Annotated in this window: 19 protein-coding genes; 7 read left to right on the forward strand and 12 right to left on the reverse strand. The window is 69.5% G+C overall.

The window, feature by feature from the left end:
• Positions 1-16: 16 nt before the first annotated feature.
• Positions 17-1,141: an ABC transporter substrate-binding protein gene (locus M8C13_RS32325; protein WP_252484553.1), complete on the reverse strand. Its 1,125-nt coding sequence runs from the start codon at positions 1,139-1,141 to the stop codon at positions 17-19.
• A 386-nt stretch (positions 1,142-1,527) separates the two neighbouring features.
• On the opposite strand from M8C13_RS32325, the gene M8C13_RS32330 reads away from it, so the two are divergent.
• Together M8C13_RS32330 and M8C13_RS32335 are read left to right on the forward strand one after the other, a co-directional pair.
• On the forward strand, positions 1,528-1,722 hold the full coding sequence (locus tag M8C13_RS32330) for a hypothetical protein (protein WP_252484554.1): 195 nt from the start codon (positions 1,528-1,530) through the stop codon (positions 1,720-1,722).
• A 1,621-nt stretch (positions 1,723-3,343) separates the two neighbouring features.
• Entirely contained in the window at positions 3,344-5,140 is a 1,797-nt protein-coding gene (locus tag M8C13_RS32335; protein ID WP_252484555.1) for a hypothetical protein, read from the forward strand.
• 65 nt (positions 5,141-5,205) lie between these two features.
• Here the strand turns inward: M8C13_RS32335 and M8C13_RS45855 are convergent, their stop codons facing one another.
• Both M8C13_RS45855 and M8C13_RS32345 read right to left on the reverse strand, forming a co-directional pair.
• Positions 5,206-6,909: a C40 family peptidase gene (locus M8C13_RS45855; protein WP_374213223.1), complete on the reverse strand. Its 1,704-nt coding sequence runs from the start codon at positions 6,907-6,909 to the stop codon at positions 5,206-5,208.
• 945 nt (positions 6,910-7,854) lie between these two features.
• Complete coding sequence (locus M8C13_RS32345) at positions 7,855-10,155, reverse strand: hypothetical protein (protein ID WP_252484556.1); 2,301 nt, start codon at positions 10,153-10,155, stop codon at positions 7,855-7,857.
• 137 nt (positions 10,156-10,292) lie between these two features.
• Here M8C13_RS32345 and M8C13_RS32350 point away from each other — a divergent pair, with 137 nt between their 5' ends.
• The gene (locus tag M8C13_RS32350; protein ID WP_252484557.1) at positions 10,293-10,799 is read left to right on the forward strand and encodes a hypothetical protein; all 507 of its coding nucleotides are present in this window, start codon (positions 10,293-10,295) and stop codon (positions 10,797-10,799) included.
• 31 nt (positions 10,800-10,830) lie between these two features.
• Here M8C13_RS32350 and M8C13_RS32355 read toward each other — a convergent pair whose 3' ends face one another.
• The 8 genes from M8C13_RS32355 to M8C13_RS32390 all read right to left on the reverse strand — a co-directional run bounded on the left by M8C13_RS32355 (position 10,831) and on the right by M8C13_RS32390 (position 18,427).
• Positions 10,831-12,303, reverse strand: a complete 1,473-nt coding sequence (locus tag M8C13_RS32355) for a hypothetical protein (RefSeq protein ID WP_252484558.1) — start codon at positions 12,301-12,303, stop codon at positions 10,831-10,833.
• A gap of 31 nt (positions 12,304-12,334) precedes the next feature.
• Positions 12,335-13,708: a hypothetical protein gene (locus M8C13_RS32360; RefSeq protein WP_252484559.1), complete on the reverse strand. Its 1,374-nt coding sequence runs from the start codon at positions 13,706-13,708 to the stop codon at positions 12,335-12,337.
• A 5-nt stretch (positions 13,709-13,713) separates the two neighbouring features.
• Positions 13,714-14,316: a GGDEF domain-containing protein gene (locus M8C13_RS32365; RefSeq protein ID WP_252484560.1), complete on the reverse strand. Its 603-nt coding sequence runs from the start codon at positions 14,314-14,316 to the stop codon at positions 13,714-13,716.
• Between the two features lie 388 nt (positions 14,317-14,704).
• Positions 14,705-15,727 carry a hypothetical protein gene (locus tag M8C13_RS32370; RefSeq protein ID WP_252484561.1) on the reverse strand — a complete coding sequence of 341 codons (1,023 nt, stop codon included), beginning with the start codon at positions 15,725-15,727 and terminating at the stop codon, positions 14,705-14,707.
• A 2-nt stretch (positions 15,728-15,729) separates the two neighbouring features.
• The gene (locus M8C13_RS32375) at positions 15,730-16,200 is read right to left on the reverse strand and encodes a hypothetical protein (RefSeq protein WP_252484562.1); all 471 of its coding nucleotides are present in this window, start codon (positions 16,198-16,200) and stop codon (positions 15,730-15,732) included.
• On the reverse strand, positions 16,200-16,955 hold the full coding sequence (locus M8C13_RS32380; protein ID WP_252484563.1) for a glutaminyl-peptide cyclotransferase: 756 nt from the start codon (positions 16,953-16,955) through the stop codon (positions 16,200-16,202). Before M8C13_RS32380 ends, M8C13_RS32375 begins: the two co-directional genes overlap by 1 nt.
• Before the next feature lie 206 nt (positions 16,956-17,161).
• Complete coding sequence (locus M8C13_RS32385; RefSeq protein ID WP_252484564.1) at positions 17,162-17,761, reverse strand: hypothetical protein; 600 nt, start codon at positions 17,759-17,761, stop codon at positions 17,162-17,164.
• 318 nt (positions 17,762-18,079) lie between these two features.
• Positions 18,080-18,427, reverse strand: coding sequence for a hypothetical protein (locus tag M8C13_RS32390; RefSeq protein WP_252484565.1), 348 nt, complete (start codon positions 18,425-18,427; stop codon positions 18,080-18,082).
• 842 nt (positions 18,428-19,269) lie between these two features.
• Here M8C13_RS32390 and M8C13_RS32395 point away from each other — a divergent pair.
• Genes M8C13_RS32395 through M8C13_RS32410 form a run of 4 tightly spaced genes read left to right on the forward strand, consistent with a single transcriptional unit; the run spans position 19,270 to position 21,866 of the window.
• Entirely contained in the window at positions 19,270-19,737 is a 468-nt protein-coding gene (locus tag M8C13_RS32395) for a helix-turn-helix domain-containing protein (RefSeq protein ID WP_252484566.1), read from the forward strand.
• The gene (locus tag M8C13_RS32400) at positions 19,734-20,246 is read left to right on the forward strand and encodes a CUE domain-containing protein (protein WP_252484567.1); all 513 of its coding nucleotides are present in this window, start codon (positions 19,734-19,736) and stop codon (positions 20,244-20,246) included. Before M8C13_RS32395 ends, M8C13_RS32400 begins: the two co-directional genes overlap by 4 nt.
• Positions 20,246-21,388 carry an MAB_1171c family putative transporter gene (locus tag M8C13_RS32405; protein ID WP_252484568.1) on the forward strand — a complete coding sequence of 381 codons (1,143 nt, stop codon included), beginning with the start codon at positions 20,246-20,248 and terminating at the stop codon, positions 21,386-21,388. Before M8C13_RS32400 ends, M8C13_RS32405 begins: the two co-directional genes overlap by 1 nt.
• Positions 21,389-21,404: 16 nt before the next feature.
• Positions 21,405-21,866 (forward strand): nitroreductase/quinone reductase family protein, encoded by a 462-nt coding sequence (locus M8C13_RS32410; RefSeq protein ID WP_252484569.1) that lies wholly within the window; start codon positions 21,405-21,407, stop codon positions 21,864-21,866.
• 217 nt (positions 21,867-22,083) lie between these two features.
• On the opposite strand, the gene M8C13_RS32415 is transcribed toward M8C13_RS32410, so the two are convergent.
• Positions 22,084-22,662 carry a Uma2 family endonuclease gene (locus M8C13_RS32415; RefSeq protein WP_252484570.1) on the reverse strand — a complete coding sequence of 193 codons (579 nt, stop codon included), beginning with the start codon at positions 22,660-22,662 and terminating at the stop codon, positions 22,084-22,086.
• Positions 22,663-22,721 lie beyond the last annotated feature (59 nt).

A 22,721-nucleotide genomic window follows, 5' to 3' on the forward strand; every position in this document is an offset into this window, starting at 1 on the left:
GAACGGATCGTGCCGCCTACCGGTCGAGCACGAACTTGCCGTCACGCACCACGACCGTGGTCAGCGTCCCGTCGGGCAGCCCGACGTGGTTGCGGCCGGGGGTGAAGACCCCGGTGACCCCGGTGTAGGACAGGTTCGCCAGCCGGTCCCTGGCCCGCGCGCGGTCGCTGGTGGTGGCGAATGCCTTGGTGAGCATGCCGAGCGCGTCCGCGGCGAAGCACGGGTAGGCCCCCGGCTGACCGTGTTCTCGCTCGAAGGTCCTGGCGAACAACCGCATCCGGGCCAGGTTGGGCAGGGTCAGCGGAGCCGACCGGTACACCGTGGCCCACGGGGTCAGCACCCGCACCCCCTCGGCGGCGGCGCCCGCGTTGGCCAGGAACTGCGGATGCGAAGCCGAGGGACTGCAATACACGCGTTTGGTCCAGCCGAGTTCCCTGGCCTGGGCCACCGCCAGCCCGTTGCTGGGTGGCAGCCCGAACACCGAGATGGTGTCGGGCTTGGCCGCGATCAGCTTGGCCAGCTGTGGCCGCATGTCGGTGGCGCCGTGCTCGAACGTCTCCACCCCCGCGTTCTCCAGGCCGAATCCCGGCAGCTTGGCAAGGTCCGCGTCGAGGACGGGCCCGACCCAGGCCGAACCGATCAGGATCGTCACCCGGCGCAGTTTGTGCTGTGCGGCATCGCGGGCGACGGATTTGATCAGGTCCAGCCCGAAGGGCGCCCTGGAGGTGAAGACGTAGTCGTTGACCGGGTCGGCGAGTCCGGCGAGCAGCGGGTTGACCATCGGCACGCCCGCGGTCTGCGCGGCTGTCCGCAGGGCGCCGACGGTGGCGGGCGAGGAGGTGCCGATGAGGCCGTGCACCTCCTCCCGCCGGATCAGTGCGTCGGCGGCGGCCGCGGTCACCTCGACACTGCCCTTGGTGTCCCGCTCGATCAGCGTGACCCTGCGGTGGCCCGGCAGCAACCCAGCGTTGATCAACTCGCACATCCGCCGGAGGCCGAGGACCTGCCGTTGCGCATGTCCGGCTCCCGGACCGGTGAAATCGGCCAGCACACCAACCCGCATCGGCGGTCCCGAGGAGGCCGCCTGCGCGGTCGCACCGAGGAACGGGACCGACACCGCGGCCGCACCACCGAGCAACACGGAACGACGGGAGACAACAGCGCTGACTTGGTCGGCCCGCGGCATCGCGATCCTCCTGTGGGTGAGCGGATTGACCTCGACGGTAAACCAGCGCGGGACCGGCCAATCCGCCCCGCCGCCTGTTTCATCAGATCGAGTCGCCACTTCCACCCGGACAACCAGGTTCAGCACAGTGTCCCGGCCGGGGTTCACCGGAATGAGCGGCGTTACGCGGTGGTGACGCCGGCGGGAACACGCCGCAGACGGACAAATTCCCGCCCTGCACAGGGAGAATCAGACACGAAATTGAAAGACGTGCCCTTGGCTTCGCCGGGACCCTCGTCGCGAGTGGATTCGCCGGTGTCGGCTCCGCCTCCGCCGCCGCCCCTTGCACCATCGGACCGGGAGTGACCCAGACCGACACGACCGTGACCGGCTCCAGCGGCAACGACACCATCGATCGCACGAACTCCAGCCCCGCTAAAACGATCGACGGCGACGGTGGCAACGACACGATCACCGGCGGCGTTAACGAGGCCGCAGCGCGCGCTGGACGAAGCGTGGGCAAGCCAGTCCTGATCATGTCCTCGCCGGCCGCCTGAGGTCCCAGGAGACAACCACGGCCAGCGCCTCGGCCACCGTCTCGGGAGTGGCCGTGCCCAGAGCGAACCCGACGCCCGCGCCGCTGGCGGCGACGCGTTGTGCATGCAGGCCCTGGCCAGCACCCAACGGAGGCGCCTCCAAGGGCAGGCCGTGGTTGAGCACGCCAAGTGGGCCGAGGCCAAGGATCTCGGTCGGTGTCGTGCGGTCCATTACGTCGGGCGATACGGCCGAGCGGCCTGTGCAGAACTGATGCTAAGACGGCCAGTGCCGCTGTGTCGTGCCTGTCCAGCACGTGTCGTCCCCGCACACGCGGGGCTGGTCCCATCACGGGTCCGAGGGGGTAGCGGCGCGACCGGCTCACCAGCCCGTCGTCTCCGCACAGGCGGGGGTGGTCCCGGCAACGCGGCGGCGTGGCCGGTGTTTCGGCTGTCGTCCCCGCGCAGGCGGGGTGGCCCCGACGACGCGCCAGGTCGCTCGCCAGTCGTGCAGTTCGTCCCCGCGCCGGCGGTCCTCCATGGCCCGGACGACGACGTGGCGGCATTCGCCGGCACCAACGTTCCGCGCACTCCAGGAAGCGCAGGAACGCGAGCTTTCCCCGGAAGCAGCGCGGCAGACCTTACTCACCAACTCGCGGTCGCCCGGATTTGCCACTAAGGCCGTAGCGGGCTGGGACTCACCGCGAAGTGCACCGCCAGCGCCGCCACAGGCACCCGTCACCCGACGAACGCCCGGATCCACCGACCGCCCATCCGCCATCGACACGTTCACGCGGCGACACACGACCTACAGAAGCAGACGGTCACCGCCAAACGGGGGGACTGCGGCCACCGTCGCGCACTCGCACCGCGAAGAGGTATTCTGGCTGCGTGATTCCCCAATATTTGGAGATTTCACGCACTGCCGGGTTCAAGTCCCCCTCGGACACGCGACGCAGTCCTGCTTCAGTGAGTGCCTGTCTGCGCAGTAGCCCACAGACGGGCACATCCTCGCTCACAACCGGGAATTTTCAGTTCAGCATCACCTCGGATGGTTTGCACTGATCATCGCCTCGTTTGGGGTTCACGGCCGTAAGGCCGCATTTCTTCTTGATCGATAAGTCCGGCGTGCGACCCAAGCCAGACGGCCCGGAGACGGCCCAGAAGGCTGGCGACGCCCTAAGACAGGCAGTTCGAGCAGGTCAGCGGCGGTCCACTACAGAGATGTTCCAGTTGTCCGGGCCGTCGGGCCAGGACAGGTAATCCTCCCTGGTCGGGAGCCCGTGGGATCGGGCTTCCCGACCAGGTCTAGCTGTGCGGGAGTTGACCAGGAAGCGGGCATTGACCAGCCAGGACAGTCCTGGTCACTCCCCCGGCCACCGGCAGCCACCCCGTCGGGCGCGCAAGCCGGCGGACTCCGACTGGCTTCTGGTCAGCACCGTGGCCAGGAGCGTCGAGGCGACCCAGATTCGCGTCCTCACCTAGAACTCATTTCCGCTGGTCAAGGCTAGTCTCGTCTCATCCGGTCTTAACCTGTGACGGCCTACAGACGGCCCAGAGTTGATCACCGCCATCGACGGCACTGCCACGCGCCGAGCTGACGCCGGCCTCACCGCCGGTAAGAGCCGTTATCGGCGGTCAGGGCGTGCTCGACACCGGTTCCAAAAAGGCCGGAGTTTGCCTGGAACAACGCCTTCTCCCGCTGGCCATCACCAATAGTGACTTCGGCAACCAGGCGCTCCCTGTTGCGTTACCTGCCTGCCCGTCCTGTTCCCGGAACAAGGAGGGCTTGGCCGCTATGACGGCTCCATCACTATCGGAGAACCCACGCCAGGATGACCGCGATGGGCTGATCGAACTGCTGCGAGTCGCCGATACGTGGGCACGGGCGCGCGATTTCGTCGTCCCGCTCGGTCTGCACGCCAGTCGGCAGGCCGGACGACTGGAGATTGTGATCACCGCACTTGATCCGAACATGCCCGGTCCGACTTCGATCGCGGTGACCAGTCCTTCGTCCGCGGCACTTTCGGTGTTGGCGGGTGCGCGCCGGATCCGGTGGGTCGCCACTGACCTGGTCGCCACTGCGACCGTGCTGGCAGAGGAGGGACTCCGGCTCCGGAACGCGATGTGCTTGTCGCTGACGGAACGGGCATTGGATGCCTATCACGGTGTCATTCCCGAGGCCGCGCCGGCCACGGGAGTGCCGCTTTCACACCGGTACTCCTCGGTCTGCGGGCGGTTCGAGTCGGCGGACGACGGCCCTGGCGTGGAATCGCTGGTTCGGCTGGACTCGGTCAACGCGTTGCTGGCAGCGGAAATGAATGCTGCCGGTATTGGCTGGGACTCGGCCGGGCATGAGCGGTTGCTGGGCGAGCTACTGCACAAACCACGTAGACGCGACCCGTATCCGCGGCTGACCAAGCTGGACCGGGACATCGCGAAGGCGCTGGGGGCGTCCAGGACCGAGTGGTGGCGTCAGCTTCACCAGGGTCGTCTGCACGACGATGCTGAGGCGATCGCCACCAGGGTGATTCAGCGGCTCAGCGTGGACAACCCAGCCACCAAGCTGATCATTCGATGGCTGGAACTCATGTCGGTGGCCCGGCACGGGTACGACTGGGCTGAGCAGTGGGTGAGCGATGGCAGGTGGTGGCCGGTGTTCCGGCCGTTCGGCACGGTCTCTGGCCGGTGGGTCGCCGAAGGCGGCGCGATCGGGCTGCCGACCGAGCTACGGCCCTGTGTGATCGCCGGACCTGGCCGGGTGCTGGTGCGGGCCAGGCTGGCTCAGCTGGAGCCGCGGATGCTGGCGCACCTGTCTGGGGACACCCAGCTGGTTCCCCTGTGCGGTAAGGACGATCTTTACCGACAGGCGGCTGGACTTCACGGTGCCGACGAAGGCGTCGTGCGGGACCACCTGCAGGCCGCGTTGCGGGACGACCAGTCGTCCACAGGGCGGCGGAGCACGGCCATCCTGACCTCGTGGTTTCCCGAGGCGATGCGGTACCTGGGCTCGATGACATTGCGGGGACGCACCGGCGAGTTGGTCCGATCCGGGCTGGGCCGGACCTGCACGCCACCGGATCCGTGCATCGCCGCGGCACTGCACAAGCCGTGGTCGCGACGATCCATGGACGAGCGGAAGGTGCAGGTCCTGCGCGGTGCGCAGGTTCGTGCCTTCGAGATCCAGGCCACTGCCGCCGAGCTCGCCTGCGTCTTGGCGGCGGAGATCCGGGCGGAACTCACCGCCCCGGACACCCGGGTGGTCCTGTTCGACCGCGACGAGTTCGTGATCGAAACACCGGCGGACCACGTCACGGCAGTCGAGTACTCGCTGCCCAGGCTGGCGGAACGGGCCGCGACCGCGGTGCTCGGTACGAGCCGGGTGCGCTGGCCGTTGGTCATGGGCCACGGCGCCAACTGGGCTGAAGCGAGCCGGAAGTAGCGCCGGTTTCACCGGCCAGGTTGGGGCCGGCCCGTCCGGCCGGTCCCAACCACCTCTCCCCCGGTTCAGCCGGCTGGCCGGTAGAAGCCGATGAAGCGCATGCTGAGGTTGGTGGTGCGCAGCCTGCTGATCCGCACCGGATCTCCCGCTTCGACCATGCGGCCCTCCCCGATGTACATGGCCACGTGCCCCTGCCAGACAACAAGATCGCCGGGCTGGAGTTGTTCACGGGTGACCCTGGCGCCCACAGCCTGCGCGGTGGAGGTGCGCGGGATGCGCACGCCCGCCTGCCGGTAGGCCCATTGCGTCAGGCCGGAGCAGTCGAAGCCCTTGCCGGGACTCACTCCGCCCCACCGGTACGGCACGCCGAGTTGGGTCAACGCGGCCCGGACCGCGGCCGCCCCTGGACCAGCGTTGGTCGACGGAGTGCGAGCCCTGCCCGATACGGGGCGGGTGTCTGCGGGGCGTGCGTCGGCGGGGCGAGTGGCCGGGCCGTCTGGCCTGTGCTGGTGGACCGGGCTGGGGACGCGGTTAGCCGGCGGGGTCAGCGCGTCCGTGGTGCGCTTTGCCGTGGCCTCCGCGTTGGTGAGCAGGGCCTCGGCCGCACGGAGGGCGTTGTTGGTGGATGGTGGCGTGGTGCTCAGCGCCTGACGGGCCTCGTGGATGGCCGCGATCGCGGCAGCCAGGTGCTCGTGCGGTCGAGACCGGGGGCCGGTGCCGCTGTCCGATGTCTTGCGTGCCGCTTGGTCGGCTGTGACGGCCGCGTTGTGCGCGGCGAGCGCCTTGTCCACGGTCTTGGCGGTTGCCTCGGTCTGCTGCAGGGCAAGGAGTTGGCGGTGCAGGGCGGGCAGGCGGCTGGTCAACTGGTGGATAGTGGCTCGGGCGTCGTCGGCCTGATCGAGTAGTTGCCGGGCGCGTCCTCGGTGGTGCTCGGATGCGGACTTGGTTGCCTGGATGGCGGCTTTCGCCGCGGCGAGCCCGCCGGCCGTTGGGCCGGTGGCTGCCTCGATCGCGGCGGCGAGTTCGAGCATGGTGGCCGCCGCGGCTGTGGCGGGCTGGCCACTGTCGAACGCGCGATCGAGGCTCGCGCCTACGTCGGTTGCGCGGCGGGCGGCGGCCTCGGCTGAGCGGATCGGCTCGGCGGCTTGACGCAGCGCCTGGTCGGCGGCTTGGTCAGTAGCGGTCTGCTGGGCCCGCGCGATCCGGGTGGCGTAGTTCTCTCGCAGCTGTTCTGCCTGGCGAAGCAGGGATTCGGCTCGGGACAGGGCTGCCTGTGCGGCTGGTTCGCCCGGCTTCTGCAGCCGCCGGACTGTGTCGGTGGAGCTGGTGATGCCAGTGACGGCGTGTGTCAGGTTCTCCGCCTGTGACCGCAGTTGTTGCAGCGCAGCTGGTTCGCCGCCGGCGCTGACCGCGGTCAGCGTCTTCTCGGCGGTGTTGATCGCTTTGGTTGCTTCGGTGAGCGCGTGGTCGACGCGCCCCATCACCGCCAGGTCCGGATCCGGCTTCTCGGCCGTGGGTGGTGCGGGCTGGGCCGGTGGTACCACGGGCTGGGTCGCCTCCGCGGCGGGGTTGAGCGCGGCGTTGATCGGCGAGGCCACGGCCAGTGCGGCGATGCTGCCGGTGACCGCGATGCCCGCGGTGAGCGGCCGGGTGGCGGGGTGCTGGCGCAATAGCCGCAAAGCGGAGGCGCCGAGGTCACCGCGGGACACGGGTTCGGCTCCGTCGGTTCTGTCTGGCTCGGGGGTGAGGCAGTAGAAGTCGCGTCGCACGGTGGTTCTCCCGGACGAGTCACTGAGTTGGTGGGCGGCACATGGTGGTGCCGGGGACCGGCACGAGGCATGGCGCGGACGGGGTGGTGCTGATGTCGTGCAGCAGTGCGGGGATCTTCGCGGTGGGCGCGGCCGGTTGCGCGGGCTGGCGCGGGGCCGGTGGCTTCGGTTTCGGCTGTGCCGCCTTGGGCTGTGGGGTTGGCCGCGCTGTCCTCGCCTGGGTCGTCTTGCCCGGGACGTTCTTCTCCGCCACGGGGACTGGGCGTGGCGGGGCGGGCGGCGGCGACGGCGGTGGTGGAGGTGCGGCGACAGGTGGGCGAGGCGGCGGTTGCTCGGCGGGAGGGGTGCGTTGCTGGTCTGGCTGAGGGGCAGGGGGTGGTGGGAGGACCGGTGGGGTGGGTGGCGGCGCGCTGGCCGCGGGTGGTGTCTCGCGGGCGGCGGTCGCTGCGGTGAGCAGCTGGCGCAGCAGGGCTGGAGCCTCGGACTGGCCAGCGGTTGCCTCAGCCCGTGCTTGGCGAGCGGCTTGAGCCGGGTCCGGCTGCTGGGCCGGTGCGGGTGCCGCTGGGGGCAGGCCGGGTGGCGCCGGGGGCGGAGGCGGCGATGGCGGTGGCGGTGGAGCGGGCGCTTGTGGGGCGGGGCTTGCGGTCGGGGGCGGAGTGGGTTCGGGGGTGGGCTGCTCGGGCAGGGCGGCGTTGGTGTTCGGTGCTGGGCTGCCCGGCGGCACACCGACCTGCGCTCCGGCGATCATGACGGCTGCGGCTACGGCCAGGCCGCCCGCGGCGTAGCCGACGCTCCGGCGGGCCGGGGCCTGGCGCAGCAGGCGCAGACGCGCGGTGAGGTTCTCGGTCGCGCCGGAGTTCGACGGCGAGTAGCTGCGGGCGTTCTTGGTGAGTTTGTGCCAGGGGTCGGCGGAAGCCATCGAGTGCTCCTTGACTGGATGTCGGGTCAAGGTAGGTAACAAGCAGTGCCGGTTCTGGCCGGAAGTGTCCACTGTGGTTGGTCGGCGAGGAGTTCGCGGAGCAGCGTGTGCTGGAGCTCGCGGCGGGCCGCGGCGTAGGCGTGCACGGCCAGTCGCCGGTACTCCGCCACCGGGTCGGTTCGGGACCAGGTCGCGGTGTGGCTGACGCTTTGCAGGGCCAGCAGGGTCTCGAGTTGCTGGGACCAGGCGTGGTCCAGAGCTGCCAGGATGCGGGCCCGGGTTCGGTCAGGGGGTTCGCGGGTGGTTGCGGCGAGCAGGTGGTCGTGCAGGACAGCGGCGACGCCTTCGGTGCCGAGGCGGGCGGTGCTGGGCAAGGTGCCCGGGAGGGTTGCTGCAAGCGGGCCGTCCGGCGAGCGGCCGCTGGCGACCGCGGTGGCGAATCGTCGCAGCACCAGCGGAAGTGGCGTAGCCAGGATCTCCAGGCGCTGGCTGCTCACCGCGTCGTGCTGGTGGCCCACGACCTCGTCGAACCGGAGCATCTGCTTGCGCGCGGTGTACTGGCGCGAGTCGGCCAGGGCCTGTGCCCGCTCAGCCAGCGCTTGGGCCTGCGGTCCGGTGACCGGCGCGGTTCCGGCTGCGGTGAGGACCGGTTTCAGGAGGCGCAGCGCCTCCGGGACGTTGTCCAGTAGGAGGTCGTCCTCGGCGGAGAGCAGGAACTGCGCGGCGCCGGGATCGCCTTGCCGTCCGGCCCGGCCGGCGAGCTGGTCGTCGGTGCGGCGGTTGGGTCCGCGGCCGAGGCCGAGCACGAGGAGTCCGCCGAGTTCGCGGATCTGCTCGGTGTGCTCGGGTGGGTCGCCGCCCAGGCGGATGTCGGTGCCCCGTCCGGCCAGCGCCGTGGCAATCGTGACGGTGGCGAACGCACCTGCTCTGGCGATGACGGCGGCCTCGCTGGCGTCATCGCGCGCGGTGAGCAGGGCATGGTCGATGCCCAGCGCGGTGAGGTGGCGCGCGAGGTCGTCACCGTCGTGGACGGTCGGGACGCCAACCAAGACCGGGCGGCCGATGCGGTGGGCGTCGGCGACGCGTTCCACCAGGCCGGTCATCCGCGCGCTGTGGCTGGCGAAGAGCTGATCCGGCAAGTCGAGGCGCGCGGAAGGACGGTGGGTCGGGATGGTGACTACCGGAAGTTGGTAGACCTGGTGCAGCTCCACCGCTTCCGAACTCACCGTGCCGCTGAGGCCGCCGAGGATCGGGTAGCGGCGGAGGAAGCGCTGGATGCTGATGCTGGCCAGGGTGCGCGGCTCCGCGCCCACCGCGAGGCCCTCCTTGGCTTCCAGAGCCGCATGCAGGCCGCCGCGCAGCCGCCGGTCCGGCAGCCGACGGCCGGTGTGCTGGTCCAGTAGGACGACCCGGTTGCCGGCGACCAGGTAGTCGCGTCCGTACTGGTACAGCACCAGGGCCTGCAGAGCGTTCTGCGCCGCGTTCAGGAAGTCTTGGTCGTGCCAGGCTCGGTCATCGAGGCCGAGGGTGCGCTGGAGTTGTTCCCAGCCCAGGTCGGTGAAGGCGACCTCGCGGTCGGCCAGGAGCGCCTCGTAGTGGACCACCGGCAGCAGGTTCGCCAGGACGGGCGCCATCCGGGTCGGCCACTCGTGCGGGCCGGGCGCCGGGTCACCGGTAATGATCAAGGGTGTGGAGGCGTCGTCGACGAGCACGGCGTCGGCCTCGTCGAGCAGGGCGGCATGCGGCGCACGCTGGATTCGGTCGTGCGCGGCGGTCACGAGGTTGTCGCGGAGGTAGTCGAACCCGCACTCGCTGACGGTGCTGTAGGTGACGGTGGCCTGATAGGCGGTCCGCCGGTCGAGCTGCCCGGTAGCGCCGGTGATCACCCCGGTGGACAACTGAAGGAGAGCGTAGGCCGGTCCGAGCAGTTCGGCGTCGCGGGCGGCGAGGTAGTCGTTGGCCGTCAGCACGTGCACTCCGGCACCGGACATGGCGTGCACGGCCGCGGCAAGGGCAACGGTCAGCGTCTTTCCCTCACCAGTGCCCATCTCCGCGGCGTAGCCACTGGCCAGCGCGGCGGCGCCCAGTAGTTGTTCCGGATGCGCCCGGATACCGAGCCGGCGACGACACGCCTCAGCCATCAGCCCGATTACCGCGGTACCACGAGCGCGAGGTGACCGACGGAGTTCGCGGTACCGCGTGGACAGGTCCTCGTCAGGCAACTGACGCGCGGTGTGTTGCTCGGCCTGGGCAACTCGCACAGCCGCCTTCAGCGCCCGCGGGATTCGCCGGTCAAGAGCGGCGCCGAAGCGACGCAAGGAGGTCATGTTCTGGAAGGTCGCCTCGCCCGGGCTGACCGCGGCCTTCCAACCGGTCCTGGTGGCGCCTCGTTACCTGCGGGGCGCGCAGCCATGCGTCCGTGGCCTGTCTGGATCGGCAGGCGCGGCAACGGAAAGGTCCTGGCATGTCCGAGCAAACTCAGCTGCTGCTGTGCTACCTGGCAGCGGTCGCCGTCATCGCGTTGATCGCCGGGATGGTGCACTGGCTCCAGCTCTACCGCCAGCGTCAGCGCACGGCGAAGGAACAACGGATGGCGGTCAAGCTGGCCCCGTTCGCTCGTGAGTACCGATTTCCGGTGCGGTCAGACCTTCCGGTTGACGAGCGGGAGGAGTACAGCGTCGTGGTGCGCTGGCAGGGCCCCGCGGATCGTGGTGGCGATCTGTGGTCAGTCAGCTGCCAGGGTGTCGTGTACGACCGGCTGGGCTCGCCCATCGACGAGCGGGCGGCGCGGCAGTCCGCGGCGGAGCTCCCGGAGACCTACCGCTACCAACTGCCGTTGCCGTGCTTGCTCCAGCTGCCCAAGGCGTTGGAGGTTGCGCACGACGTGGTGGTGCCGACGGTTCGCCTCGAGTGGGAAAGACAGCAGCGGATGATCGCGCAGATGATGCCGCCACACGAGCAGGATCAGTAGCGGGGCCGGGATGAGTGTCCACAGTGGATACTCATCCCGCCTCTCCCCCGGTTGCCACGCTTGCCGAGCGGTGACGCACGGCTTCGGCGTCGGCGCCGCAGTCCGGGCATCGCAACCAGGGCAGGACGAAGCGGGACGCCAGAGCGGTCTCGTAGCCCGCCCAACGGCACGACCCGCGACATTCGTATCGGACGAGAAGCCGGTGCGGGTGGCCCAGAATGGTCACCAGGGCGCGGTCTTGTTTGTGCGGAAGAGACTTGGTGAAGATCTGCGGCACCGGTCCGGGTGGCGGTGTTGTCGGTGGGAGCGGGCCGAGGATCTCGGCGAAACACTGGAGTCCCATGCCTTCGAGGTCCTCGTCGGTGAGCTGGGCCACGAGGTGGTGCAGGCGACCGCCGGGAGTGCGCAGCTCGGCACGCACCGCGGTGAGCAGGTCGTGGACGGCGCACCGTTTGATGCCGAGTTGGGTGGCGACCGCGCGTTCGCTGCGCTCGGTGTCGGGCAGTTGCTCGTAGGGCGGCAGGCCGACGCTGCGAGCGACGATCTCGCGTTGCACCTGGCCGAGTTGCAGGACGTCCAGGGCCACACGCCAGCCGCTGGTCGCCAGGCTCGCGGTGTTGGTGACCTGTTGCAGCACCTCCTCTTCCCAGTCGTCGGGCTGGTGGTCGGACCGGTCCTGAGTCGCCAGGTGGAGCAGCGGCACCTCAACGCTGTCGGACTCCCGCAGCCGTGTGCTGCTGCCCAGGACCAGGGACCCCAGGCCGAGGCCGGTGTGCCGTCGGCGCATCCGGGTCTGGCGCTCGTCGTCGAGGTCGGCCTGGGTGAAGGCGCCGTCGTGCCGGGCCAGCACCTCCGCGTCGGTGGGCGGGCGGCCGAGCTGCTCGTACAGGGCGGCGTTCACCGCGGCGATGCGCAGGAACCGGCCGTAGGTGCGAGCGGGGAGGGTGACCTGGTAGGTCAGTCCGGCCAGATCACGTTTGACGTGTTCCTCGATCCAGGCCCGGAGGTAGTGCGCACCGCTCGGGCGACTCGGGTCGTAGGCCCAGACCCCTTGCGCGACGGCGGCCCGCCCGGTGTTGAGCATGTCCTGGACGTCGATCACGGTGGTCCTGGCCGCCTCGCGCAGCCGCTGCTGCCGGACGATCCGCCGGATCATGCCCTCGGCCAGGCCCACCAGGTGCGTGGTGGCGATCTCTCCGGCCGCGCGGTGCCCTTCCAGCCGTGCGTGGACGGCGGGATCCGCGGCGTACTCCTCGGCCTGCGCCCACGTCATGGTCGCGGCCAGCCGGGAGCGTGCCACGAACGACGGCGGTGAGGAGTGTCCGGCGGTCCATTCGCCGGCGTGCGCGGCGATGAACAGGATCAGGTGCGCGACGTGGCCGTCGGCGGCGATCGGGGCGAGTTCAGCCAGCGCGAGCGCGGTCAGCCCGGTGTGACGCCGGCACAGCGCCCTGACCGCGGCCGCCGTGGGCGGCGCGGTGCTCGGCGGCAGTTGGGCGCGCAAGGGTCTCTCCGCTTCTGCTGGGTGGTGCGGGTCAGGCGGCGCGGCGGACGCGGTAGCGGCCGAACAGGTTGCGGCGCAGGCGATACGCCGTACGCGGGCGGCCGTCCCGATGCAGGCGCGGCAACAGGCGGGAGACGTCACGGGTGATCGGGGCGACGCGGTTCGGGCCGAGCAGCGCCTCGGCGAGCAGGTGGATCCGGGCCGCCCAGTCGGGGCGGTCCCACAGGATCCGGACGAACTCGCCCGCGTTGGCGGCTCGGGTGTGGTGCGCACCGGTGTCGGGCAGGTACTGCAGGTGCCGGAGCTCGGTGTGGTCGCGGAGCTCTTCGACCGGTGGGGCCAGGCCGTTGAGCACGCGGTTCCACACGACCCCCAGGTAGCGCATGGGAAAGCCGTGCCCGGTCTCCGCGCAGAGGGTTCGGAGCAGTGTGGCCAGGGCTCGGGCCGAGGCGCGGGAGGAGTCGGTGACGAGCAGGATCTGGCTCGCGCAGTCGATCAGTGCACGTTGCCGTTCGAGGTGGTCTTCGTCGAGTGCGTGGGTGTCGATGACGATCAGGTCGTAGTTCCGGCGCAGCGCCCGCATTGTCGAGTGGGCGAGCTTCGGCGCGGCGGCGAGCACGTCCAGCTGGACACCAGCGAGCCGGTGCACGTGGCCGAGGACCGTGCCGCTGCCCGGCGTCGCGTCCGCGAGCACTCCGGTGGCGGTGGTCACCGCGGCGGCTCGTGGGTCGAAGTCGGCGAGGCAGACGCGAGGACGGGCTCGCGCAGCACCATGCCGGTGCTGCGCCGCGACGTAGGCGGCGATGGCCAGGGCGATGGTGGTTCTGCCGACGCCACCCGTGGCAGAGAGCACCAGCACCACGTGCGCCCCAGGACCGACCTCTTCTGGCCTTGAGCAGGGCGCCAACGGGTACCGCTGCACGAACGCGGACGGGATGGCTGGGCTGCCGGACACCGCGTGGAACAACACGCTGGCCCACGTTCCCACCGCGGAACCGCGGGTGTCGGTCCAGACAACCACGATCCGGCCTGGTGGCAGGCTGGTCGTGGCCGGATGCAGCTCCGGGTGGCTGAGGAAGGTGGCGGTGGGGACCGGTGGATCCTGCGGCCGGGGTTCGCCGCGGAGCAGGACAAGGGTGAGGTCCCTGGCTGGCGAGGCAGCCAGCGCGGCAAGCCAGCGGGCGACCTCGGCCGGCGGACCGGCCTGCTCGGCGAGGACGACCACGTTGTGGGCACCGCCGCGGATGAGCGGGTGGTCCATGCTGAGGAACCAGTCTAGTTGCTGGAGGTTCTCAGCGACCGGCTCGAGGTACCAGTCCAGGCCCGCGTCGCGCACGGCGGTGACCACCAGCTCGCTGGGCAGGCCGCACACGATGAGGTGGACCTCGTTGTCCTTGTGCCCCATGGCCTTCAGGACTCCAACGAGGAGGTCTTGGGCTTGCCCGCGACGCAGACCAGCGCCCGCCCGGAGTGCTTCGCCCGGAGCAGCGCCGCGTCCGCGTCACGGAGGAGCTCGGCGGGTCCGAGGTGGTCATCCGGCCCCTGCACGGCCAAGCCCGCGGACGCGGTCAGCCCTCGGATGGTGACTGGCAGGCCATGGGCGTTGCGAGTCCGGGTGACGAGCGTGTTGATATCGGCGCAGATGCGCAGCGCCAGCAGCTGCGCACCGGCCAACTCGGTGTCTGGCGCCAGGATCACGAACTCGTCGCCGCCGTGGCCGCCGTAGCGGCCGACCACGTCGCCTTCGCGGGTGCACTGGCGCAGCACCTCGGCCACCGCCTGCAGCACGGTGTCCCCTGCTGGGTGGCCGTGCCGGTCGTTGACCCGCTTGAACCAGTCGAGGTCGACGATCAGCAGCGCCATGGTCCCGGCTCGTCGCCGCACCTGCTCGTGTGCGCGGGCCACCGCGTCTTCCCAGCCGTCCCGGTCCAGCAGGCCGGTTAGCCGGTCGGTGCGCAACTGGTCCACCGGGTGGCCGCAGCCCGGACAGTTCCGGGCGTCAGCACGATCCACCGAACTCAGTGGCGGGCGCGGTCGTGGTGGTTGCGGTGATGTCGCGGACTCGCAAGTCCGCCTATTCGTGCCGGTGACGAAACAAGGGTGGAAGGTGTCTTGGAAAATCATGTTCCGGTTCTACACCTCGCTCCCCGGCTAACCTCAAGGTATGTACGGGAAACTTCACCGGCCAGCGCCCGAAAGAGCCATCACCGACAATTAACTGAATTAAGCTTTTCGGGCCAAGTGTTCCCTCCCCTGCGAGGAGAAATCAATTTCCCGCTAGACGCTCACGAGAGCAGGTCCCACCCTGCGCCCGGCTTCGACCTGCGCACATGCACCATCAGGACCGGTGCACCCCGAAAGATGTTCGGGTTTCAAGCTCCAGCCGGACCCTATTCCCGGCCTACTTGAACGCAAGCAGGCACAGATGCTCCAGCACGTTCGATATCGGGCCAAGCGGCGGCACCCACGACGTACCCTCGTTCAGTGTGTTGTCGAAGCGGCGGCAGCCGGAGTTGGACTGGGTCAACTCCTCGGGCAGTTTAGGTGGTTGCGGAGGTGACTTCGCGCGCTCCTTGTTGTCGCGGTGTTGCTGGAGCAGCGCTTCCGGTGGCCGCGCGGGCAGTTCGGCAAGACCTCGGTGGAAGCGGTCCGGGTCGAAGGCCGGGCCCTCCCGGTAGGCCAGGCCGACCGGGGTGTCCAGGCAGCGGCCTGCTTCGCCGGGGCGACCGCCGGTGACCGCGTGGTCCTGGATCCGGTTGGTGATCGCGGTACGGCAGGAGTCGACGCTCTCGGCGCGGCCGGCGACGAACGCGGTGGGATCCACGACTTTCCCGCCGGAGACCTCGGCGAGGCTGGGCATCGTCAGCAGGTTCGCAGCCAGTGGCATCCTCGGCGCGGATCCCGAGCCGCCAGCGAGAGGGGACCTCAGCGGGGAGTCGGCGAGCAATCCGATGCCCGGGATGCCGCGGGCGAGGTCGGGCCACGCACCGCGGTTCGCGCTGGCGGCGGCCAGGGCACGTTGTTGCAGCGCGGGAAGGCTGTCGGTCGCGCTGGTGAGGTTGGCTCGCTCCAATGCGTCGCGCTGTGCCTGGAAACCGGCGAGCGAGCGGTTCAGCGGGGCGCTGAGCCGGTTGGCCGCGGCCAGGTCCGCGCGCGCCGACAGCATGTCGAGGTATGCCTGCTGACGCGCACCGAACGCGCCGGTGGCCTGGAACGGGCCGGTAATGGTGAAGGCGGGCAGCGAGGACGCTGGCCCGGGAGGTTGGGTGGGTGACGGGCTGGGACGCTGGTGCGGAGCAAGCGGCGGTAGGTCACCCGGCAGCGGTACCGGTGGGGGCGGCGCTGGCGCCGCCGAGCTAGCCGTGGTGCCGGCCAGGAGGATTCCCATGGCGGCGAGGACGCGAAGCAGGCGGTGGGCGGACATGTTCAACCTCCGGACAGGTGGGGAGTGAGGGTGTTCAGCGCGACCATCGTGGTCGTGACGGCCTGCCGGGCGCGTCGAGTCGCCGCCACGTCGCGCTGCTGGCAGGCGCCTTCGAGGGCCGCGTAGTGGCCAGCCAACTCGTTCAGCTTGCCGAGCAGCTCCGCGGACTCCACGCCGCCGTCGGCGGCGGTCCGGCTGAGCTGCCCGGCGCGCTCGCGGCCGTGCCTGGCCAACGTGGCCAGGGCGGTGAAGTAGTTCGACCCGTCGGGTTGGGCTCCGGGGCGCCGCGGCTCGTTGGCCGCGGCAGCCACCAGCTGTGCCTCCACGGAGTTCAGCCCAGCCACGCCATCGGAGAGCGCCCGAGCCTGCGCCATCGGCGGAGTCGGCGGCCTGCTCCCACACGGCATCGCACCACATCCCGCCACCACGGCCACGGCGACGCCGACCAGGACGGACCGGATTCGTCTGGCCATCAACGTTCCTTCGGTTTCCATCGCACATGAAAGCTCTGACCGAAGTGCTTGCCGGTCACCAGGAACTCGCCGTCGCGGATGGCGGCGATGCCGTTGAGCGCGTCCTCAGCGCCGGTCGGCCGCTCGATCCGGTGCAGCCGCCGGAGGTCGGCCACCGCGGTGACCCTGCCCGTGTCCGGGTTGATCCGCAGGATCGTGTCGCGGAGCCACTCGTTGGCCCACACCGCGCCGTTGGCGCACTCCAGTTCGTTCAGCTCGCCCACCGGCCCGCCGTCAGGCCGGCTGACGTGCACTTCGCCGGTGCGGTCGAACGTGTTGGGTTTTCGGAGGATCAGCCGGTCCATGCCGTCGGAAGTGACCAGCCGGGTTCCGTCGTAGCAGACGCCCCAGCCCTGTCCTGCGTATCGCACCCGGCGGATCTCGGCGAAGGTGTCCGGGTTCCGCAGGATCGCCACGCCGTCCCTCCAGGTGAGCTGCCAGATCCCCACGCCGGGCACCACGGTGATTCCCATGGCGTACAACGGTTCCGGCACCGCGACCTGGCGCTGCACCCGCCCGGTGGTGAGCTCGACCGCGCGCAGCGAGGAGCGGCCGATCTGCCCGGTACTCTCCAGCACCATCCCGTCCAGCATCTCCACGCCCTGGGTGTGCGCCTGCCGATCATGCGGGTACTCGTGCAGGATCTCGGGCTCGAGCAGCTCGATCTCGCCGCCAGGCCGCGTGCTCGACGTGCTCGGAACCGCCGTGGTGCTCACGGAGGAGGTGCTGCCCGGGCTGGGAGCCTTCGGGGTGGTGCAACCGCCTGCGGCCACCAGGGCGAGGACTGGCAGTACGAGTGTGGTGAGAGGCCGAGCGCGTGGCGCCCGCAATGGTGAGGTCGTCATGACCGGGCAGGTAACACGTGGCGCGGCCATTGGCTGCCGGGGTGGAGGGGGCTCCGGTCAGAGCCCCCTCCACCGACTCATCCCAGCGGGGCGGGCCGGGCAAGCCCGAGCCGCCTCATGCTGGCGAACGGGATCCTGGACAGATCAGGCACGAGGCGGCGGTGGGCTCGCGAAGGCCTTGGCCGCCGAGACATCCCTTCAGTCTTTTGTGGACTTTCGCTGTCCGGCTGGACCGGTATCGCGATGTCCGCGATGCGCTGACGGAGGCCGTTCAGCTGGGTGGCGATCTCGGTGACGCTGACGCGCAAGCGGTCGAGCACCTCTTGGTGCTCGGCATGAACCTCCGCGTCACGCATGCCTCGGGTGTATCCGGTACGAGCGGCGTGGATGTCCAGCCCGGACCACAGCCTACGCACCGCTTTGGACGGGATGATCTTGTAGGCCAGGTAAGCCAGTCCGGCCAGGGTTGCGAGGCCGAACAGGAGGGTCAACATGCTGTAGAACGTCAGGGCGAACGACGGTGCTGGGTACATGGGATTCATGGGTTCGTCCTCGTTGCGCTCGCGGCTCGGCCGCTGGGAAGGTCGGCCCGCGATAGGTAACGCGATCCGCCCAAACTGGCCGATGGTGACCTGGGCTGGCGAGGTGCTGGACCCGATGGTGACGTCGTTGTCCATGATCTGGCCGGTCAGCGCGTCGACCCTGGTGACGTAGTCCGGGGCCTGAGCTTGCGGAGCGTGGAGGCGGAGCGGGACACCGTGATATCACGAGTCACCCACGGATCCGATCGCGGCGGTCAGGGCGATGGCGAACAGGCTCGCGCTCAGGAACGCGAGCCGTCGACGGGACCAAGTGGACTGCGCGGTTAGGTAACGCGAAGGCAGGGGGTTGGGTGTTGCCGGACTGAGGTAGTCCGGCAACACCCGCGGTTGACCTGTGCACGACGTACGGCCCGGGGCTGGTTGCCGTGTCAGTCGGCCTTGGTCATGGTGTTGTCAACTCGCGAATCCGCAGTCAGGACAACCCTTTCCGCGCTGCACGGCACGGTAGACCACGGTCTGCACGAGCTTCGCGGCCGCTCGGCCCGGTTCACTGTCATCGGCGAAGGCGCCTTGCCACCAGTAGTTGAACGCCGCGGTGACCGGAGACGTGCTCTGCGCCCAGGGATGAACCCGGCCGCCGGTATCAGCTCCGACCTCCGCGCTGCCCAACAGGTCGTCGACCATCCCGTTCAGCGGGATGAGCACGTGCGCTTGGTTTGCCTCAAGCGATCGGATCGACTTGGTCTTGAGGTAGTTCTCGTTCCACCTCGTGCCGCATCGGGTGCATACGATGTTGTCCATGGCGTGCCTGGCGCACCAGAACCCGTAGCGGGCCGCCAGGGGTGACACCGCCTTCGGTGCTGGTTGGTGCTCCCTGGCGTGGAGCGTCTGCTGCTGACGGTTGTCGCTGAACGGGCCAATGTGCGTGTCCGCCCTCGGCTGGACACGGTGATGGGTAACGCGTCAGGTTCCCGAGTGGTCGCGCCGTCCGCGCCACCACAACAGCTGTTCCAGCAGCGGGAGCACCGGGACTATGGTCAGCGAGGTCCAGTCGAAGCGCTGATAGGCGAGCAACCCCCGACAGACAGCGCAGGCAAGGAAGTGTGTTCCGCCGAGGATCGCACCGTGCCTCGGACTGGCCGGCCGGTCTCGGAGGCGTCCGGCGGGAGCTGGCCGAAGGCTTCGGCACTCCACTCTGCCGCGGCCGCCAGTTCCGGCGCCAGGCTGAGCGCGGTAGGCCTGACCGTGGCGGCACTGCCGACCTGGCTGCACGCGCAAGGCGTACGGCCGGGCTCTGGGGTGTTCGCTCCACCGGAGTAAGCCATGCGGTGGTGCTGCGCCGAACCGGCAGGCCGTGCTGGCCAGGCGTTGAGAAATCGCCACGCTCTGACGCCTGATCTCATGCCATGACCTGCGCAGACAGGCGCTCTGCACCGACTGCGCGATCATGCCGACATGGGCGGTAAGTCCCATGTCTTGGGCGGCCTTTTGGTCTCGCGGTACGACCGTTGCCGCACCCCGCCTGGACAACAACGTCACCCTCAGTAGACCAACTGTCGTCAATGACCACCCGATCTGGTCATATACAGCAGTGGACGCGTGCGTGAGCCTGAGATGGCCAAGCGACGCGGAGGTGGGGGCCAATGCCTGCTGGTCGGCCAGGACCACTGGCGGACAAGCTGAACCACTTGTTCAGCACGGTCAAGCCGCTTGACGGCAAGGGCCGGGAGTACAGCAACGACTTCGTGGCCCAGCAGCTGACCCAGGCCGGGGTGTCGATCTCCGCCTCGTACATCTGGCAGCTCCGCAAGGGCAAGAAGGCCAACCCCAGCCTGGAACACATCCAGGCGCTCAGTCGCTTCTTCGGCGTGACGGTGGACTACTTCACCAACGACGAGGTCTCCGCGAAGATCAACAGTCAGCTCGACGTGCTGCGCGGGGAACAGCAGGCCAAGCTGGACCGCCTCTCGGCCGACCCCGAGGCGCAGGTGATGGCGGCCAGGGCCGCCGAGCTGTCGCCGGAGGGCCGGAAACAGGTCTCCGAGCTGCTCAAGTTCATCCACCAGATGGAGCTCAGCAACCGCAGAGACGGTGGGGAGGCCGGACGGTGAGCGAAGCCAAGATGCGGCGCTGGCTGCGACGCGAGCTCAGGGAGCTCGAAGTCCGCCCGCCACTGGACATCGAGAAGTTGTGCCGGGCGCTCGGAGACCGCCGCGGCCGCGAGATCCGGCTGTTGCCGTATCCACTGCGGGTGCCGGGTCCGTACGGGCTGTGGATCGCCACCGGCGAGGCTGATTACATCGTGTTCCAGGCCGAGACCAGCAAGCCCCACCAGGACCACATCATCCTGCACGAGATCGGCCACATCCTGCACGACCACCGCTCCGATGACGAGGACCCGGACTACCTCCGCTCGGTGATGCCCGATCTGGACCCGGACGTGGTCCAGCGGGCGCTCCGGCGCACCAGCTACGACTCCGAGCAGGAGCAGCAGGCCGAACTGGTCGCCACGATCGTCCTGGAGTGGGCGGCGACGGCCAAAGTCTCGCCGGCGCCTGCCAGTGACGGGCGACTGCGGCGGCTCGACGAGGGCCTTGGCGACCAGCAAGGCTGGTTGTGATGCTGTCGCACCCGATCACCGCGGCAGTGCTCTACGGCGCCCTGATCTGGAAGCTGTACCAGCTGATCCGGGCGCCGCACCGGTGGACCTTGTGGGCGGTCGTGGGCTGTCTGGCGTGCTTCGTGCTCCAGTCCCACCTGACCTGGCCTTCGCTGCGCGACTGGGTGGACAGCTGGTCCGCACCCGGTGTCGGCAAGCTGGTGCAGAACCTGTTCGTGCTCGGCCTGGCGTCCTTCCTGGTCAGCTTCTTCCTCATCTCCGCCAGCGCCACCAAGGCGGAGGCCCGCCGCCGTCTGCTGTGGCTGTGCGTGCCGTTCGTGCTGACCGCCACTCTGCTGACGGTGGCCGCCTTCTCCATTCCGGCGGAGGTGCGGGTCGAGGTGCTGCTCGCCTCCAATGCCCGGCATCCCTGGGCCGCGACGTTCTTCCTCGCCCAGCTGACCTACGTGATCGTCGCCTACGTGGCGGCGTTGTACTGGACGGTGCGCTACTACCGAATCGCTCACCAGGACACCAACCGCCGCCTGTGCCGAGGTCTCCAGATCGTCGCGGCCGGACTGGTGGCGCTGATCACCGCCTGCACCCTGCGGGCCGCGCTGGTGGCCATCCAGTTCAGCGGTGGCCTCGTTCCGCCGCCGGTCACCTCGCTCGGGGTGAACATGGTCGTGGCCGGCATCGCGGTGCTGCTGATCGGCGTGAGCTACTCCGGTATGGCTACCCGCCTGGCCGCGCTCCGGAACTGGCTCAGCCACTGGCGGATCTACCATCAGCTCCGTCCACTGTGGACCTTGTTCCACGAGGCCTACCCGCAGGATGCTCTGAACCGATCGACCCCGGCCCGGTGGCGCGACCTGTTGAGCCTGCGCGGGGTGCACCGCCGCTACTACCGCCGGGTGATTGAGATCCGCGACGGCGTGGTGCGCATCAGCCCGTACTTGGCCCAGCTCCAAACCCAGGAACCTGCGGTATCAACGCCCACTCCCACCACCCTGGCCACGCAGCTGCGCGCCGCTCTGACCGCCCAGGCGCAAGGAATCCCGGTCACCGCGTCGGCGGTCGCGGTGGCCCTGCCCGCCCGCAATGATCTTGACGACGACGCCCGCCAATTGCTCGCGCTGGCCCAGGCACTGCCGGCGCGCTGACCAGAACGGAGCCGTGGTGACCGACCACTCCACCACCGAGATGACCCCCCGCGAACGCAACGCGATGATGATCGAAAAAATCCGCGGCGGCGAAGTCCAGCCCTACATCGAGGGCCGCCACGTGCTGCGCATCCTGCACATGCCCGGCCGCCACACCGGCGAACCCCGCTCCACGCCCATGGCCGTGACCCAGCTGGACGGCCAGCGCTACGTCTGCTCCCCCAGCCGGAAACGGGACTGGACGGCCAACCTGCTGGCCGCCGGGCAGTGCCGCATCGAACAGGACCCTGACCTGACCTACCAGGCCGAACTGCTGGAGAACGACCACGCGGCCACCGTCCTGGCTACCTACCTCGGCAACGTCCGCCCTGGCGGCGTCAATATGTGGCCCTTCCCCAAGGACGCGCCGCCCTCGGTAATCCGCGAGCACCTCAATGAGATCGCGGTCATCCGACTTGACCCGGTGCCCGCAACATGAGCCTGGATTTGGCCAGTTGACCGTTTTAGCCACTCAAGCGACTCGACTACCCAGGGAGCTGCCATCGGTACAGCTGCCGCTGCCAGGAGACCGGGTTCAGCCGTGAAGGCTTGATCGGCGAGCAAAAGCAGTCCGAGGACAACCAGCTCGTGGACGTGCGTTGCGGTCATACCTGGTGTTGTCGGCAGATCCAGGGCTAGGCGCGGCGGCGGATCGGTCAGCGGGTGAGCGCGGTGAGGTCGATGTCCACCGGGCCGATCACCGTGCTGCTGAACCGGCCGTGGTGCGCGCCGGTTTCGGCGTACGCGCCGGTCGATGTGTCCAGCACGTAAGTGTGCATGACCGGGGCCAGTGCGCCACTGGCCTGGCTCTCCAGGCGCCAGTAGTGCCGCACCCCGGCCTCGGCGTAGGCCAGCGGCTTGGAGCCTCGGTCCTCGCGCCGGGAGCCCTTGGAGACCACCTCGACGGCGAGCAGCACGGCCGCCGCGGGGATCGGCCGGGTGGTCAACGGCACCTCGGCCGCGAACACGACGACGTCGGGCGCCACGTAGTCCAGCGGCTCCTCTGCCAGGAGCACGTCGACGTCGACCTCCAGCTGCCACTCCGGCGTCAGCGCGGGTTCGAGGGCCGCGGCGAGCCTGCGCATGATGCGCTGGTGGATCGGCAGCGGGCTGGGGTTCACGATGAGGGCTCCGTCAAGCACTTCCACACGACACTTCTCCGGAAGGGCCCGCACATCCGCCAGCGTCCAGCCGCCGGGCGGCGGATACAGGTAGTCGGTCGGCAGCGCGGTCATGGGAACCCCTCCTCGCCAGGCCACTCTACCGCTACGTGGCTCGTGGGCTTCCTCCTCGC

The organism is Crossiella sp. SN42 (genome assembly GCF_023897065.1).
Taxonomy (GTDB): Bacteria; Actinomycetota; Actinomycetes; order Mycobacteriales; family Pseudonocardiaceae; genus Crossiella.

What these genes read in the sequence shown, in the direction of transcription:
- M8C13_RS32385 (WP_252484564.1), bottom strand. Translation starts at nt 17,761, where the DNA reads ATGGACAACGACGTCACCATCGGGTCCAGCACCTCGCCAGCCCAGGTC.
- M8C13_RS32360 (WP_252484559.1), bottom strand. Translation starts at nt 13,708, where the DNA reads ATGGGGCACAAGGACAACGAGGTCCACCTCATCGTGTGCGGCCTGCCC.
- M8C13_RS32395 (WP_252484566.1), top strand. Translation starts at nt 19,270, where the DNA reads ATGCCTGCTGGTCGGCCAGGACCACTGGCGGACAAGCTGAACCACTTG.
- M8C13_RS32390 (WP_252484565.1), bottom strand. Translation starts at nt 18,427, where the DNA reads ATGGACAACATCGTATGCACCCGATGCGGCACGAGGTGGAACGAGAAC.
- M8C13_RS32350 (WP_252484557.1), top strand. Translation starts at nt 10,293, where the DNA reads ATGTCCGAGCAAACTCAGCTGCTGCTGTGCTACCTGGCAGCGGTCGCC.
- M8C13_RS32405 (WP_252484568.1), top strand. Translation starts at nt 20,246, where the DNA reads ATGCTGTCGCACCCGATCACCGCGGCAGTGCTCTACGGCGCCCTGATC.
- M8C13_RS32345 (WP_252484556.1), bottom strand. Translation starts at nt 10,155, where the DNA reads ATGACCTCCTTGCGTCGCTTCGGCGCCGCTCTTGACCGGCGAATCCCG.
- M8C13_RS32415 (WP_252484570.1), bottom strand. Translation starts at nt 22,662, where the DNA reads ATGACCGCGCTGCCGACCGACTACCTGTATCCGCCGCCCGGCGGCTGG.
- M8C13_RS32370 (WP_252484561.1), bottom strand. Translation starts at nt 15,727, where the DNA reads ATGTCCGCCCACCGCCTGCTTCGCGTCCTCGCCGCCATGGGAATCCTC.
- M8C13_RS32375 (WP_252484562.1), bottom strand. Translation starts at nt 16,200, where the DNA reads ATGGCCAGACGAATCCGGTCCGTCCTGGTCGGCGTCGCCGTGGCCGTG.